Here is a 16,034-nt window from a genome sequence, read left to right as displayed (position 1 = left end):
TGCTGGTGATTTGCTCAGCGGTACTTCCAGTATCACCCGTATTGTCGGAAGTACTCAATTCAGTGATACCCAGAGTGTTTGGGGAGAGGTCCTACCAGCTACAAGTTACAGCGATATTCAGCGCAGTGTAGAGAGCACGACCCTGTTGGATAATCGTGTCAGCGGTCAATGGTTGATAGGCTTTCCCAGTGCCCAGGAGCAACGCTACTTTAGTGGTGATGTTACTGGCACGCCGGACCAGGAAGCCAGTAGCACCATGGTTCCTTATTCCAACACAAACAGAGTACAGACACTAACTCAATACCCCGGCGATGCTCAGTACCAAATGGTGGTGACCTATGACTACGATGCATACGGCAACATAAAAAGTGAAACCGCTACAGGTAAGATCGATGCCTCTATCAATGGTGCAGGCACTCAAACCCGCAGTACAACAGTAGGGGGCGCCTTTGCAGATCGGCGCTACCCCACCAGTCTAAGTAATAGCCTGAATCACTCAATGAGTTTGAGCTATGACACCCGCTTCGGCAGTGTTACCCAGATAACGGATGCAAACAGCCAATCCAGCAGCATCCAATACGATCCCTTTGGTCGCGAAGTAGAGCGTACCAATGCTGACAACGTCGTGTTTACCAGCCAGTACAATTTCTGCCACGGTATCTGCCCCACAGTTGGTGGCATAGAGGTTCCTTTCTGGGTGCAGACCGACTCAGATATTACTCCCACCTCAGAATACTATTACGATCAGTTGGGCCGTCTGGTGCAGCAGGATATTCAAGCGTTCTCAGGTAGCAATGTATCCCGTCGTGAGTTTAAGTATGACCTGCAAGGCCGCCTTGCCTTGGAAACTGCACCTTTCTTTGCTCAGGGAGCTGTAGCGATAGACGGTTACAAACCTATCGCCAGTTATGATTACGATTTGCGTAACCGCCTCAATTTTATTGAAAAAGCAGATGGCAGCACGGTTGACATCGACTACGCAGTGAATCATGGAGGTAGCGGCAAACAGGTCAAGGTCAGTGTCACCGAGTCTGTTATGGGAGGCAGTGGAACCATATATCAAGTGAGGGAGAGTTACTATGACCCTACTGGCAACCTGGTCCACACGGTAGATGACGCTACTGGTGAAGCGGTATCCACTGATTACTCCTACTACGCCACAGGTCTGCCAAAAACCGTTAACGTTGCCGGAAGCAGTCGCAATATTGAATCCAGTTTTGTGTTTGACTACGCCGGCTTCCGTACTAAGCTGATTGACCCCAATCTGGGTACAGTGGTCAGTAGTTACAACGCCTTTGGTGAATTAGATCGGCAGATTGATAATAAAAACCAAAATATTACTTACCTCTACGACCAATTAGGCCGATTGCTTGAACAGAGCGATGATGATGGCCTGGCAAAATGGCAATACGATGCCAGCAATGCAAAAGGCAGTTTGGAGAGTCGTAGTTACACAGAAAGCGGCACGGAGGTATTCTCTGAAGAGTACGTTTACCTTTCCGATAGTAAACTGGACAATATTACGACGTCTATAGTGATTGATGGGGTGAACCCTAGTTACCGCCATAGGTATGACTACGATAGCCACGGCCGCATGGATAAAGTAACTTATCCCAACGGTGTAGAAGCCCATTATTTATATAATGATCGGGGTTATCTCCGCGGCTTAAGCAGTGATGCTTCTGGTAGTAATCTCCTGCAAACGTTTAACAGTATCAATGCCCGGGGCCAAGTAGAGCAGGAAATCTACGGCAATGGCCTGGTTACTAATCGCACTTATGATCCCAATACAGGCCGCTTGAAAACGATCCAGACTGATGGAGGGCAAATACAAAATAATGAATACCACTGGCGCTCCAACGGCACCTTGGAAAGTCGTCTTACCTACAGTGGCTCCCAAGTGCTGCAGAAACAGGAAAATTTTAGTTATGACGGTCTCAATCGTCTAGAAGATGCCACGATGGTGGTTGGAGGTGATCGGATACTCAGCACCCAATACGATAAACTGGGTAATATCCTTTCGAAAACCTCCAGTGTGAGCGATGATACTCAAGTAACGGGTTACCAATATGGTGAGTTTGGTAATGCTGGCCCCAACGCAGTCAGCAATGTCACTATTGATGGCATCTCCCACAGTCTGTATTACGATGCAAATGGTGCGATCGAGTACTATGACGCAACCACGGGCGATGATAAATGGATCAGTTGGAATGCCCGGCAATTGCCCATAGAAATTGTCCTGGGTAGCAGTCAAAGCGATAGTACACCTACCGCGAAGGACCAGTTTAAATATGGGCCGGATGGCCAGCGCTACTATCGCGAAAGTAGTTGGATGGAGAATGGTCAGCTCAAAAGAGAAAAGACTTTTTTCGTAGGCAACTTTGAAGTGGTATGGCCTTTACATGATGCCACAATCACAGCAGTCAAACGCATCAGCTTGAGTGGCTCAGTTCAACATGTGGCTATCACTGATACAGTAGGAACCACTGGGGAGTACCAATATGTCCATAGGGACCATCTAGGTTCAGTTGAAAAAATTACAGATAAAGATGGTGTGGAAATATTGAGTACCGCCTTTAACCCGGATGGTAGCCGCCGCGAGGAAGATTGGAGCAACAATTTAAGCCTGTCACAGGTATCCGATTTGCTGGCAGTACAACTCCTCACTACCAATCGGGGTTACACTGGACATGAGCACTTGGATCGAACTGGTCTAATCCATATGAACGGGAGGGTTTATGACCCGACACTCGGCCGCTTCCTAAGCCCTGACCCGATTGTGCAGGCGCCAATCTTCAGCCAGAATTGGAATCGGTATAGCTATGTGTTTAATAATCCTCTGAGTTTTACGGACCCTAGTGGGTATGAAGCGGATGAATTGGACACGAAGACCACCGTGCACCCCATTGATGAAGGGCCGTCACAGGATGATGGGCGTGGGCCAGATTCTGATATGGAGGAGGTTAGTGTTACGGGGCATAGACTTCCCACATTAACCCTTTTCTCTTCGTGGGGTCCTGTACCTATGGGGAGTGCCTCTATAGGTGGAACACGGTATAATATATATGCTGAGTCGGTGGATTCTGTTTTTAAGAGGATTTTGAATTCAATAAATGTAGATTTGACTAATGAATCCTCTGTGAATGGTGCTCCTGTTTTTTCTCTTAGTGGTGTGTTAGCGCTTAATAATGCACAAAAGGGGAATGGATTGGTGAACCCAACGGGCAAAGGCGTTCGTGGGTGCGATACGAAAGGATGCGGACATTATGGCGCGTCCAGAGTTCGGAATGGTAAGCCCGGAACTCACGTTGGTGCGGATTACATTACCGATGCAGGGCAGGATGTTGTAGCAATCAGTGATGGTAAAGTTGTTCGACTTCCTACAGGTTCTTATGAGGGTGTTGTTGTTGGGGATGGCAATGGAACTAGCTGGAAGATCCTGTATTTAGATGTGGATCAATCTTTAAGTATTGGAGACTCTGTCACAGCAGGGCAGGTCTTGGGTACAGCACAAGATTTAACGACCACATATCCGGGTATTACAAACCACGTTCATGTGAAGTTGCGAATTAATAATCAGGTGGTTGATCCTGAACAGCACATACCATCTCCGTGAGATAAGACTATGAAACTGAGTAAATGTTTTTACTGTTTTTTATTTTTAGTAAACTTTTCAGTCAGTGCTTGTGCAAACCAAGCGCATGATGTTGAAATATTAATAAGTAGTTTTCTTGGTGAGATGACGGAGTGTGAGGTTGATGTTTCGCTAGATCAATCGATACTGGTTTCTGGTACTGGAAATGATTATTCCTCTATGGTGCCTAAGATATTGCCAAGTGATTTACAGGTAATTGCATCAACTAAAATGTGCGAGACTAATGATAAGTATTATTTTTGGTTGAGAAAGAGCGAAAAGGGGTATCAGATTGTTTCCTATACTTCTTTCTCTCAACCTGAATAAATATATTTTTGGTAATTTATAAAATGTCTTACAATTAATTTAGGACACCCAGTGCGCCGAGATAAATCGGCAAAAGATTGGAGGTGAAAGCCCTCTACCCGGTAAGGTTTAGCAAGCCGCTGGGGCCCCGAGTCATGGGCGTTGTCCGGTAACGGCCAGGGTTAAGCGTTGACAGGGGAAGGTGCAGGCTCAGTATTGAGCTCCGAAAACAAGATTTGAGATCGCCGACCTTGTTGGGTGATGGGGAAGGCAACAGAGGTAGATGCATTTCTTGCGAGTATCTACATCGGTCTCCGGAGTCAATTGACCTGATGCATGTACTGATGTCTTTTGCGCGGAACTCGGGAGATCCTGTAGGTGATTCGTGCGTGTCCCGCACGGGTCGGGTCCGGCGAAGCCAGTTAGGCAAAGGCCGGGCATTTACGCCATCAGGAAGTCAGATAGATCCATAGTAGTGAAGAACCCGGTGATCAAAGTGCTAACTAATAAAGTTCCGCATGGCGGAGCCGGTGGAGCGAAGGGATCTAACGATAAGAAATGGCGTTCTGTGCCGGACCTGACTGCGACTCAGAGCGCAGCAGCAGGGTCGTCGGGGCTGGAGCGTCTACACACTCGTGCAAAAGCGCAGCGCAAAGAACGGTTCACTAAATTATTCCACCATCTCACCCCGCGACTATTGGCCGAAGCTTAAAAAGCATCAGCCGCAAAGAAACTCGGGGCCTTGATGGAGAAAGCTGGAGCGACTTCGGTAATAACCTACGGGAACGCATCCTGGATCTCCACACACGCCTCCATCGCCAATGCTATCGACCACAAGCGGTCTGCCGTATTTGGTTGCCTAAAGCCGGCGGGAGCCAACGCCCCATCGGGATTACAGCAGTCGAAGATAAGGTAGTTCAGCAAGCGCTGGTATGGGTATTAGAGGCCATTTACGAGGCGGACTTTCTCGGTTTCAGTTATGGTTTTCGCCCGGGTCGCGACCAGCATCGCGCGCTCGACGCGATTGCTGTAGCTATCGAGCAGAAGCCCGTGAGCTGGATACTGGATGCAGATATCAGCCAGTTCTTTGACACTATCGACCACGGCTGGCTACTGCGCTTTCTAGCGCATCGTATTGCCGACCGACGCCTGCTGCATTTGATCGAACGTATCGTAAAAGCAGGGGTGGTGGACGATGGACGCTTTACCAAGACCAGGATTGGGACTCCGCAGGGTGCAGTGATATCGCCGATGCTGGCAAATATTTACCTGCACTATGTCTTGGACCTTTGGGCGCATCAATGGCGGCAACAATCCGCACGTGGAGCCTGTTACATAGTCCGTTACGCGGACGATAGCGTGATGGGTTTCCAATACCGTTCGGATGCCGAGCACTTTCAAGTGGCATTAACCCAGCGCCTGGCAAAATTCGGGTTACAACTTAACGCGGATAAAACCCGGCTACTGGAGTTCGGTCGCTTCGCGATGAGCAATGCCAAACGTCGCGGAGGTAGAAAACCTGAAAGCTTTACCTTCCTCGGGTTTACCCACAGTTGCGGCAAACGTGTTTCGGATGGTCGCTTTGCACTCTGGCGCACCACCAACCGAAAGCGGCTTAACGCTAGGTTAAAAGCCATCCGGCAGAAGCTGTTTAAAATGCGCCATAAGGACGTATTTAAGCAAGTATTTATATTTTCCTGGACACCCAAAGATTAGAGAGAGGTGCGGGCTGTGTTGTTAGTACCAGCTCTAGCGACTATTTCTTTCTGATTTAGTGTTAAGGTGCAGTGAAAGACTGAGAAAATATACTAGGGGTTGGAAAATCGTGGTTTGGATACAAGCCGGGAGGAGAAGTATCGATAGATTGGGTGGTAACTAGCAGGATGCTGCAGAAAGGAAGCGCCGACAGTCGCCTATACCGTGCACCCAGCGTTTATTGAGCTGTATACAGGCTTGTTGTACTGTCTCCACTGATCCCACCAATCCTTTGAAGCGACTTTCAAAGTTTCTGTTGAGGTATAGCCAGTGTTTTGGTGAGATGCCTAGTTGTTTGAGGATGGGTGGCGTGCTTTCAGCAATATAACCTCGTTTTCTGGGGTCTAGATGTCGACCACTCCAGTCCACTAGCTCCAAATAGTGATCCAACTGAAAGGGAAGCCCTTTAGGCATATTTAGGCGCTCTCCACCTACAAGTGGTAGAAGTTCTTTGGGTTGTTCACCTAAGATTACTGCACGAATACGTTGTTGGATCGAGGTATGATTAGAGTCTTCTGGTGTTTTTGCCATATTGGCACGGATAGGGTTGAGGTCGACATAGGCCATACAGGCAGCAAGGGCTCTTTCATCTAATAAAGCCTGGGACTTGAAACGACCTTCCCAGAAGCGGCCTGTACAATTATCTTCGGCATTGGCCTGGCGGGCGATAGACTCGTTTAAGCAACGCATAAACCAGCTAAGATCCATCAAGCGATCTCGCCATAGAGCGATGATTTCCTTTAGTTTTCTCATCTCACAGTGATCGAGAGTGTTCCCTTGAAGGTAGCGACGGGCCAAATTGGAAGCTTTGAATAGTTTCTGCCAGCGGATAATGACCTCGGTATCCGGCCAATTCAGCGCTTTCTCTTTGTCGATATAAAGTACGATATGGTAGTGATTACTCATAACTGCATAGGCAGCGATATCAAGGGCAAAGATTGAAGCTAGATTATGCATTCTGGATTCAATCCACTCGCGGCGATACTCATAGTCATTACCAGACTTCATATCTCTACCACACAGAAACGCCCTTTGTTGTGGTCAACTCCAACCGGACACTTTCCTAAGCACATTTTTCAAATTCGATAGGGGTTACGTCCCCCAGTGTTGTATGTATCCTGCGTGAATTGTAATACGCAATATAGGCCCTCACGTCTGTTATCGCACCCTCCCTTGTCGGATAGAGGTTTCCTGTTAACCATTCCCGCTTCAGGCTACTAAAAAAACGCTCAGTAGGTGCATTGTCCCAACAATTTCCCTTGCGGCTCATTGAGCACACCATTCCATGCTGCTTTAGTAGCGCTTGGTAGCTATGGCTGGCATACTGGCTACCTCGATCAGAGTGATGCAGCAGACCTTTTGTTGGGGTGCGCAAATTGATAGCCATAACCAGTGCACGACTTGCCAGGGCCGTCTCCATCTGGCGGTCTAAGTGCCAGCCAACAATCCGGCGTGAATAAAGATCAATTACCACTGCTAGGTATAACCAACCCTGCAAAGTCCAGATATAGGTAATATCCGTAGTCCAAACTTGATTTTTAGCACTCGGTGAGAAATCCCTATTTAGAAGATTCTCAGCAACTGGCAGTTGGTGCTTGCTATTTGTGGTTAGTGTAAATCGCTTCTTCTGTTTTACTACCAAGCCGAGCTTTTTCATGAGTTTGCGGACTCGATAACGCCCAATTTCAAAGCCTTCTTTGCGCAACAGCTTCATTAACCGACGGCTTCCGAGACTCTCACGAGATTCTGCAAATAAGGCCTTCAATCGATGGCATAGTTGCCAAATCTGGCCATCTATTGGGCTATCACTACGACGACACCATTCGTAATAGCTGCTCTTATTTACTTGCATTACTCGGCAGAGCACTCTAACTGGAAAGCTACCTTGCTGCTTTTTAATAAATTCGTACTTTATTTCATTTCTTTCGCAAAGAAGGCGCTGGCCTTTTTTAGGATTTCCTTCTCCATCCGCAATTGCTTTACTTCACGTCGCAGTTGATCCAGTTCAGCTCGTTCGCCCGAATCCAACCTTACTCCGCTCTCTTCCTGCTCCAGCTCCTTTATCCAGCGTCGCAGATTGTTAGCAGTGGTTCCTACAGCCTCTGCGGCCTTGGAAATCGAATACCCTTGTTCTGAGACAAGAGCTACGGCGTCTTTCTTGAACTCCGGCTTGAATTTCCGGCGTGTACCTTTTGTTGTCATACTTCACCTCGCTAGGTAGTTTTACCATCTTAACGAAGTGTCCGGAAGGATTAGACCACTACACTTCGTACGCAGCGGGACACGCAATGGTAATAGGGAGTGGTGTCTAACGAGACTTGTGCGCTACGAGGTAAGGGCATGAATCTTTATCGGTATGTATATTTATACAGTATTTGATCCCAGCATCTCTACTGTGTCAATATTTGTGGCACTTAAAGCGACGACTTTTGTGGGTGTCCAGAATTTTGCTAATAAGACGATGGCGAACGGGCCAGTACAAATGTATGCGGGTAGTGTTAATACTGTTAGAGATGCAGTACGTACGATGCTGCATGAATATGGACATCATTCGCAATCAGCATTAAACGCTAGACGGGGACGGGTTTATCAAACAAATAGGGCTGAAAGAGCCGCAGATGCTTATGCAAGGAGAATTTATAATGAAATATTTTAGTTTATTATTTTTATGCTTTATTTGCGTATGCGTGAATTCTGAGGAGGATACTTTTGAAAGTAAATTTTTATCAAAGAGCTCTAGTATTATAAAAGTCAAAGTTGTTTCTGCTAAGGAGAAAAACTTTGAATATGATGGTAAAACCTATACGTGTGGTATCAACTACTCTGCGAGAGTTAACATGGTTTTGAAGGGAAGCTTCGAGCGTAAAACTCTAGAGTTTTCTTCTCCTTTTTCCCTTGATGTTGGAGGGGGCTGTTGATTCTCTTTGGTGATTTATCTGATGAAAATAGTTTGTATGTTGACTGGCCTAAAGCATATGAAAGGAAGTATGAAAAATGTGAAAAAAGATTGAAAGGAAATCCTCTTGGAGAATCTAACGCACTTAAAATTCTCCCAAATGTGGAAGGAAAACAAGGAAAGTGGGTCTACATTGAAGAGAATGTTAACTCTAGTTTAGTCAAGAGCTTTGCAAAATCCGATAGCACATACCCAGATACATTTAATACCTATGTAAGTTTGGAGAGCCTTATCGACTACCTTGATCAAAGGTAGAGTCTTATGCACAAAAGAACAGTTGCGAAGTACCAATGGCATGTGCCGGATGGAATACAGTAGATGACCCGTTTGGGTGGGCAGGAACTATAGCCACAGTTTCAGGATTAATGTTGGCGACGGAAAGGACGGTATTGATGGCAAATGGTAGCAGGATTCCCAGAACTCCCTTTTATTATGGTATGGATATATCTTCTTACCAAAAGTCTGTGTCCACCTCAAAATATTTGGGTCGAGCGGGCAGTGGGTTAGGCTATTTCAACTATGGCTTGGAAACCTATAATTACACCGTTAGCGCGTCTAAAGGTGACTATAGAGCCGCTAGAGCATCAGCGATTAATGGTTTTTACGGTGCGTTAATGATGGCTCCTCCACACATTGTTACCATTCCCGTTGGAATAGTAGGCATCCTTGCTAATGGAAATTACCATGCTGATTCGAGAAATCCGTAGAAGATGACATGTCTGAATATTAAAAATTTTATCCGAGTTTTGTATTCAAAAACTTGGTGTTCTCTTCGGGACGATAAGCGTTTTTCTTCTGACCTGCGCTTTAACTCTATGATACATGTTAGCGCTATGGTGGTGCTTAATGTAATTCCTTTTTTATCGGTCGCTACAATTTTGTTGTCTAGAGCAGGTTTTTTTGGTGAAGAAGTTTTCTTGTGGGGGAAGGGGGTGGTAATTTTATTGTTGATCGGAATTCCAATTTTTGTCTGGAGCAGTACAAACTTATCTGAATCTGAGATTCAGCGGATATGGCACAATACGCCACCTGGAATGTATAGGAAATTTGTGAAGAATTATCCATGGTTCGTTATGGTATTTGTTGTAACAACTTGCGCTTTGATATTGATATAAGCGCGCAGCCCGCATGCACAAAAGCTAGGTGGATCTTTTAGCGATCATTGGCGTGACCTCACTGATGGATTGAGTAACTTGATAAGTTCAGGTGGAACAGTCCAATTAGGGTTGCTAAGTGGTTCTCTAATTGGTTGCGGTATTCTTTTTTGCCTGGAAGGTAGTGGTGCAATTGGTTTATCCATTGATCCAAGTGATTTACTTAACTCAAAAGTCTATTTTCAGCTGTCGGGTGCATTTGCTGCAGGAATAGGGATTGGTGGTGCTGCTACTAGGGGAGTAAGCTTTGGTAAATCTCCTACTCAGTTGGAGTCTGGGTTTTCTACATCCTCAAGTCGTACAGCCATTGGATTTGCGGCGATTCCGTGGGATGTTGGTGGGCCAGCAGGATCATATGCCGTAGATTACGCGAATGGGGCGATTTCTGCTGGTGGATTTCTGGGGGCTGGTCTAGGGATCGGGGGAGGAGTGGCCATAGGTGAGCGAGGAGCTTTAAACGTTGTTTCGCCATCTTTGAGAGACTTTATAGCGTTGGAGTTATAAAATGAGGTTAGTTTTAGTTTTAATTATATCTGTTAGCTTGGGAAAGTTAGGCTATATCTATAATCCTAAATTGGGAGCTAATCTGATTTTATTTTTATTTATAATGTTTGGGGCACTTCCGTATATTGCATTGTTAATAAGGTCTAATTACTTTAGAAAAGAAATTAAGTCTTGGGCGGAAAGCAATAATATAAAGGTTCTAGATATACAAAATAATAATCTATTTAAAGGTAAGTTACGTTGGAAAGTGTCAGATATTCAAGATGTATTCCTTTTAAAGGGATGTGATGCTGAATATTGGATTGCTTGTGGGACATGGTTTTTAGGTTCATTCAAGTGCGGATTAAAGATTTATAAAGAATCTAACGGGCACTTAAAGATGGTGGCTTCCTTATAAATTACGACATTTGCACAAAAGGTTGAGGATGATCTGTCCATGATTGAGAGGAAATTTGATCAAGTTGTTCGTGCAATGACTGAAAACGGCTTGCGTAGACCCGGTGCTGGTCGAGTGAATGGCTGGTTGAATAATTTTGAAAGTAGTTTACCGTTTTGCCCTAGCTATTATGGTTGTGGAGATCAAGCCCTACACTTAATCGATCAACTTTATGATTCAGATTTCTACAATAGTTTAAATGAGCGCTGGCGGTTTGAAATTATTTATGAGGTTGGAACCACTAATCATATATTCCCTCACCAATGGGTTGAGGGATATCCTTTGGGGTATGAATTTACCCGTATATTGCTTGATCCTTGGGAAAATAACAGGGAAAGATTAAATGAATAGATTTTTTCTTAAAAGGCTACTTTTTTGGTGCAGTCTGTTAGGATTTATCGGTTTTGCTTTGGGGCAGAAAGGGACCGTTGATTCTAGTTTAATGGTGTGGACGGGAGGAGGCGTTATTGTTGGATCTATATTGGCAGTAATTTTCTATTCTTTAGAAAAAAGAAAATCTAAGAAAACTCTGAAAAAATATTAATTTCTAAAACAAGCACAGTTCAGGACGCCCGTAGATTAGAGCGATGCTCCAGTAATGTTACAGGTGCCTGCACTGGAGGATAGTTCTTATCAATTGAGATTTAAGACACGGTAAAATGCTGAAAAACCCCGCTTGGGGGTCGAATCCCATGAATTTTGGGTTCGCGAGAGGGAGAAGTATTGAGGGATTGGCTGGGAATTAGCTGGGTGTATAGCCCCAGTGTTTAGATAAATACCCCGCCGTTCGAGGATAGGAGTCGTGCATTCTGCAATGCAGTCCCACCTTTAGGGACTAAATGTCGACCACTCCAGCCTACTAGCTCCAAATAGTAGTCGAGCTGAAAGGGCAACCCTTTAGGCAAATTCCAATATTTTTCCTGGACACCCAAAGATTAGAGAGAGGTGCGAGCGGTGCTGTTAGTACCAGCCCTAGCGACTATTTCTTTCTGGTTTAGTGTTAAGGTGCAGTGAAAGACTGAGAAAATATACTAGGGGTTGGAAAATCGTGGTTTGGATACAAGCCGGGAGGAGAAGTATCGATAGATTGGGTGGTAACTAGCAGGATGCTGCAGAAAGGAAGCGCCGACAGTCGCCTATACCGTGCACCCAGCGTTTATTGAGCTGTATACAGGCTTGTTGTACTGTCTCCACTGATCCCACCAATCCTTTGAAGCGACTTTCAAAGTTTCTGTTGAGGTATAGCCAGTGTTTTGGTGAAATGCCTAGTCGTTTGAGGATGGGTGGCGTGCTTTCAGCAATATAACCTCGTTTTCTGGGGTCTAGATGTCGACCACTCCAGTCCACTAGCTCCAAATAGTGATCCAACTGAAAGGGAAGCCCTTTAGGCATATTTAGGGGCTCTCCACCTACAAGTGGTAGAAGTTCTTTGGGTTGTTCACCTAAGATTGCTGCACGAATACGTTGTTGGATCGAGGTATGATTAGAGTCTTCTGGTGTTTTTGCCATATTGGCACGGATAGGGTTGAGGTCGACATAGGCCATACAGGCAGCAAGGGCTCTTTCATCTAATAAAGCCTGGGACTTGAAACGACCTTCCCAGAAGCGGCCTGTACAATTATCTTCGGCATTGGCCTGGCGGGCGATAGACTCGTTTAAGCAACGCATAAACCAGCTAAGATCCATCAAGCGATCTCGCCATAGAGCGATGATTTCCTTTAGTTTTCTCATCTCACAGTGATCGAGAGTGTCCCCTTGAAGGTAGCGACGGGCCAAATTGGAAGCTTTGAATAGTTTCTGCCAACGGATAATGACCTCGGTATCCGGCCAATTCAGCGCTTTCTCTTTGTCGATATAAAGTACGATATGGTAGTGATTACTCATAACTGCATAGGCAGCGATATCAAGGGCAAAGATTGAAGCTAGATTATGCACTCTGGATTCAATCCACTCGCGGCGATGCTCATAGTCATTACCAGACTTCATATCTCTACCACACAGAAACGCCCTTCGTACGCAGCGGGACACGCAATGGTAATAGGGAGTGGTGTCTAACGAGACTTGTGCGCTACGAGGTAAGGGCATGAATCTTTATCGGTATGTATATTTATACAGTATTTGATCCTAGCATCTCTACTGTGTCAATATTTGTGGCACTTAAAGCGACGACTTTTGTGGGTGTCCAGAATTTTTTATTTACGATACCGAAGCCAATATCGTCACCTACCGCCAGTTCCGCAAAGATTTTCCATACTTTGGAAAGGTAGCGCGGCAGATCCAATACCACAATAACTATCAATTTGGTGAACTGCTGACTAATCAGCGATTCAGCTACGATACGCTTGAACTTGAAGCGGGAAGTAGCACCACTTATTTCCCCTATGTTGCCCAGAGCCTGGATGCGCTTCTGGAGGGGGAGAAAACCTTGGATATGTCTTAAGTGATAGTTTTCCACAAACACTGTCTTTCGGAGATGCTGGTGATTTGCTCAGCGGTACTTCCAGTATCACCCGTATTGTCGGAAGTACTCAATTCAGTGATACCCAGAGTGTTTGGGGAGAGGTCCTACCAGCTACAAGTTACAGCGATATTCAGCGCAGTGTAGAGAGCACGACCCTGTTGGATAATCGTGTCAGCGGTCAATGGTTGATAGGCTTTCCCAGTGCCCAGGAGCAACGCTACTTTAGTGGTGATGTTACTGGCACGCCGGACCAGGAAGCCAGTAGCACCATGGTTCCTTATTCCAACACAAACAGAGTACAGACACTAACTCAATACCCTGGCGATGCTCAGTACCAAATGGTGGTGACCTATGACTACGATGCATACGGCAACATAAAAAGTGAAACCGCTACAGGTAAGATCGATGCCTCTATCAATGGTGCAGGCACTCAAACCCGCAGTACCACAGTAGGGGGCGCCTTTGCAGATCGGCGCTACCCCACCAGTCTAAGTAATAGCCTGAATCACTCAATGAGTTTGAGCTATGACACCCGCTTCGGCAGTGTTACCCAGATAACGGATGCAAACAGCCAATCCAGCAGCATCCAATACGATCCCTTTGGTCGCGAAGTAGAGCGTACCAATGCTGACAACGTCGTGTTTACCAGCCAGTACAATTTCTGCCACGGTATCTGCCCCACAGTTGGTGGCATAGAGGTTCCTTTCTGGGTGCAGACCGACTCAGATATTACTCCCACCTCAGAATACTATTACGATCAGTTGGGCCGTCTGGTGCAGCAGGATATTCAAGCGTTCTCAGGTAGCAATGTATCCCGTCGTGAGTTTAAGTATGACCTGCAAGGCCGCCTTGCCTTGGAAACTGCACCTTTCTTTGCTCAGGGAGCTGTAGCGATAGACGGTTACAAACCTATCGCCAGTTATGATTACGATTTGCGTAACCGCCTCAATTTTATTGAAAAAGCAGATGGCAGCACGGTTGACATCGACTACGCAGTGAATCATGGAGGTAGCGGCAAACAGGTCAAGGTCAGTGTCACCGAGTCTGTTATGGGAGGCAGTGGAACCATATATCAAGTGAGGGAGAGTTACTATGACCCTACTGGCAACCTGGTCCACACGGTAGATGACGCTACTGGTGAAGCGGTATCCACTGATTACTCCTACTACGCCACAGGTCTGCCAAAAACCGTTAACGTTGCCGGAAGCAGTCGCAATATTGAATCCAGTTTTGTGTTTGACTACGCCGGCTTCCGTACTAAGCTGATTGACCCCAATCTGGGTACAGTGGTCAGTAGTTACAACGCCTTTGGTGAATTAGATCGGCAGATTGATAATAAAAACCAAAATATTACTTACCTCTACGACCAATTAGGTCGATTGCTTGAACAGAGCGATGATGATGGCTTGGCAAAATGGGAATACGATGCCACCAATGCAAGAGGTAGTTTGGAAAGTCGTAGCTACACAGAAAGCGGCACAGAGGTATTCTCTGAAAAGTACGTTTACCTTTCCGATAGTAAGTTGGACGATATTACGACGTCTATAGTGATTGATGGAATGAGTTCCAGCTACCGCCATGGGTATGACTACGATAGCCACGGCCGCATGGATAAAGTGACTTATCCCAACGGTGTAGAAGCCCATTATTTATATAATGATCGGGGTTATCTCCGCGGCCTAAGCAGTGATGCCTCTGGTAATAATCTCCTGCAAATGTTTAACAATATCAATGCCAGGGGCCAAGTAGAGCAGGAAAGCTACGGCAATGGTCTGGTTACTAATCGCACTTATGATCCCAATGCAGGCCGCTTGAAAACGATCGAGACCGATGGAGGGCAAATACAAAATAATGAATACCACTGGCGCTCCAACGGCACCTTGGAAAGTCGTCTTACCTACAGTGGCTCCCAAGTGCTGCAGAAACAGGAAAATTTTAGTTATGACGGTCTCAATCGTCTAGAGGATGCCACGATGGTGGTTGGAGGTGATCGGATACTCAGCACCCAATACGATAAACTGGGTAATATCCTTTCGAAAACCTCCAGTGTGAGCGATGATACTCAAGTAACGGGGTACCAATATGGTGAGTTTGGTAATGCTGGCCCCAACGCAGTCAGCAATGTCACTATTGATGGTATCTCCCACAGCCTGTATTACGATGCAAATGGTGCGATCGAGTACTATGACGCAACCACGGGCGATGATAAATGGATCAGTTGGAATGCCCGGCAATTGCCCACAGAAATTGTCCTGGGTAGCAGTCAAAGCGATAGTACACCTACCGCGAAGGACCACTTTAAATATGGGCCGGATGGCCAGCGCTACTATCGCGAAAGTAGTTGGATGGAGAATGGTCAGCTCAAAAGAGAAAAGACTTTTTTTGTAGGCAACTTTGAAGTGGTATGGCCTTTACATGATGCCACAATCACAGCAGTCAAGCGCATCAGCTTGAGTAGCTCAGTTCAACATGTGGCTATCACTGATACAGTAGGAACCACTGGGGAGTACCAATATGTCCATAGGGACCATCTAGGTTCAGTTGAAAAAATTACAGATAAAGATGGTGTGGAAATATTGAGTACCGCCTTTAACCCGGATGGTAGCCGCCGCGAGGAAGATTGGAGTAAAAATCTAAGCCAGTCACAGGTATCCGATTTGTTGACAGTACAACTCCTCACTACCAATCGGGGTTACACTGGACACGAGCACTTGGATCGAACTGGTCATAATCCATATGAACGGGAGGATTTATGACCCGACACTCGGCCGCTTCCTAAGCCCTGACCCGATTGTGCAGGCGCCAACCTTCAGCCAGAATTGGAATCG

The 16,034-nt window shown here is 46.0% G+C and carries 16 protein-coding genes and 1 pseudogene; 13 read left to right on the top strand and 4 right to left on the bottom strand.

Annotated features, from left to right (window positions below):
* Window positions 1-10: 10 nt before the first annotated feature.
* The 4 genes from P0078_RS02910 (at window position 11) to ltrA (ending at window position 5,656) form a co-directional block, all read left to right on the top strand.
* Entirely contained in the window at window positions 11-3,616 is a 3,606-nt protein-coding gene (locus P0078_RS02910; RefSeq protein WP_282932978.1) for an RHS repeat-associated core domain-containing protein, read from the top strand.
* Window positions 3,617-3,625: 9 nt separating this feature from the next.
* Window positions 3,626-3,961, top strand: coding sequence for a hypothetical protein (locus P0078_RS02905; protein WP_282932977.1), 336 nt, complete (start codon window positions 3,626-3,628; stop codon window positions 3,959-3,961).
* Between the two features lie 475 nt (window positions 3,962-4,436).
* The gene (locus P0078_RS02900; RefSeq protein WP_282932976.1) at window positions 4,437-4,652 is read left to right on the top strand and encodes a hypothetical protein; all 216 of its coding nucleotides are present in this window, start codon (window positions 4,437-4,439) and stop codon (window positions 4,650-4,652) included.
* A complete protein-coding gene (ltrA, locus tag P0078_RS02895; RefSeq protein ID WP_353057100.1) occupies window positions 4,610-5,656 on the top strand; it encodes a group II intron reverse transcriptase/maturase in 1,047 nt (348 codons plus the stop codon). Before P0078_RS02900 ends, ltrA begins: the two co-directional genes overlap by 43 nt.
* Window positions 5,657-5,815: 159 nt before the next feature.
* Here ltrA and P0078_RS02890 read toward each other — a convergent pair whose 3' ends face one another.
* Together P0078_RS02890 and P0078_RS02885 are read right to left on the bottom strand one after the other, a co-directional pair.
* Window positions 5,816-6,703, bottom strand: a complete 888-nt coding sequence (locus tag P0078_RS02890) for a transposase (RefSeq protein ID WP_282932975.1) — start codon at window positions 6,701-6,703, stop codon at window positions 5,816-5,818.
* 55 nt (window positions 6,704-6,758) lie between these two features.
* A protein-coding gene (locus tag P0078_RS02885; protein ID WP_282932108.1) for an IS3 family transposase occupies window positions 6,759-7,897 on the bottom strand; the annotation gives its coding sequence in 2 pieces (ribosomal slippage) (window positions 6,759-7,648 and window positions 7,648-7,897; 1,140 coding nt in all).
* Between the two features lie 440 nt (window positions 7,898-8,337).
* On the opposite strand from P0078_RS02885, the gene P0078_RS02880 reads away from it, so the two are divergent.
* The 7 genes from P0078_RS02880 to P0078_RS02850 all read left to right on the top strand — a co-directional run bounded on the left by P0078_RS02880 (window position 8,338) and on the right by P0078_RS02850 (window position 11,289).
* Window positions 8,338-8,613, top strand: a complete 276-nt coding sequence (locus P0078_RS02880; protein WP_282932974.1) for a hypothetical protein — start codon at window positions 8,338-8,340, stop codon at window positions 8,611-8,613.
* Window positions 8,610-8,906 carry a hypothetical protein gene (locus P0078_RS02875; protein WP_282932973.1) on the top strand — a complete coding sequence of 99 codons (297 nt, stop codon included), beginning with the start codon at window positions 8,610-8,612 and terminating at the stop codon, window positions 8,904-8,906. The genes P0078_RS02880 and P0078_RS02875 overlap by 4 nt, the downstream gene beginning before the upstream one ends.
* A 137-nt stretch (window positions 8,907-9,043) precedes the next feature.
* On the top strand, window positions 9,044-9,358 hold the full coding sequence (locus tag P0078_RS02870; RefSeq protein WP_282932972.1) for a hypothetical protein: 315 nt from the start codon (window positions 9,044-9,046) through the stop codon (window positions 9,356-9,358).
* Between the two features lie 486 nt (window positions 9,359-9,844).
* Entirely contained in the window at window positions 9,845-10,309 is a 465-nt protein-coding gene (locus tag P0078_RS02865; protein WP_282932971.1) for a hypothetical protein, read from the top strand.
* 1 nt (window position 10,310) lies between these two features.
* Window positions 10,311-10,706 carry a hypothetical protein gene (locus tag P0078_RS02860; RefSeq protein ID WP_282932970.1) on the top strand — a complete coding sequence of 132 codons (396 nt, stop codon included), beginning with the start codon at window positions 10,311-10,313 and terminating at the stop codon, window positions 10,704-10,706.
* A 39-nt stretch (window positions 10,707-10,745) separates the two neighbouring features.
* Window positions 10,746-11,096 carry a hypothetical protein gene (locus P0078_RS02855; protein ID WP_282932969.1) on the top strand — a complete coding sequence of 117 codons (351 nt, stop codon included), beginning with the start codon at window positions 10,746-10,748 and terminating at the stop codon, window positions 11,094-11,096.
* Window positions 11,089-11,289, top strand: coding sequence for a hypothetical protein (locus tag P0078_RS02850; protein WP_282932968.1), 201 nt, complete (start codon window positions 11,089-11,091; stop codon window positions 11,287-11,289). The genes P0078_RS02855 and P0078_RS02850 overlap by 8 nt, the downstream gene beginning before the upstream one ends.
* A 554-nt stretch (window positions 11,290-11,843) precedes the next feature.
* On the opposite strand, the gene P0078_RS02845 is transcribed toward P0078_RS02850, so the two are convergent.
* Both P0078_RS02845 and P0078_RS02840 read right to left on the bottom strand, forming a co-directional pair.
* Complete coding sequence (locus tag P0078_RS02845) at window positions 11,844-12,731, bottom strand: transposase (RefSeq protein ID WP_282932967.1); 888 nt, start codon at window positions 12,729-12,731, stop codon at window positions 11,844-11,846.
* A gap of 121 nt (window positions 12,732-12,852) precedes the next feature.
* On the bottom strand, window positions 12,853-13,200 hold the full coding sequence (locus tag P0078_RS02840) for a hypothetical protein (protein WP_282932966.1): 348 nt from the start codon (window positions 13,198-13,200) through the stop codon (window positions 12,853-12,855).
* 29 nt (window positions 13,201-13,229) lie between these two features.
* On the opposite strand from P0078_RS02840, the gene P0078_RS02835 reads away from it, so the two are divergent.
* Together P0078_RS02835 and P0078_RS24450 are read left to right on the top strand one after the other, a co-directional pair.
* The gene (locus tag P0078_RS02835) at window positions 13,230-15,962 is read left to right on the top strand and encodes an RHS repeat domain-containing protein (RefSeq protein WP_282932965.1); all 2,733 of its coding nucleotides are present in this window, start codon (window positions 13,230-13,232) and stop codon (window positions 15,960-15,962) included.
* Window positions 15,943-16,023: pseudogene (locus tag P0078_RS24450) on the top strand (hypothetical protein); the annotation flags it as partial. The gene P0078_RS02835 and the pseudogene P0078_RS24450, both read left to right, overlap by 20 nt.
* Window positions 16,024-16,034 lie beyond the last annotated feature (11 nt).

It is taken from the genome of Microbulbifer sp. VAAF005 (genome assembly GCF_030012985.1).
Lineage (GTDB): Bacteria > Pseudomonadota > Gammaproteobacteria > Pseudomonadales > Cellvibrionaceae > Microbulbifer.
This window is presented reverse-complemented; position numbering and strand designations above follow the sequence as displayed.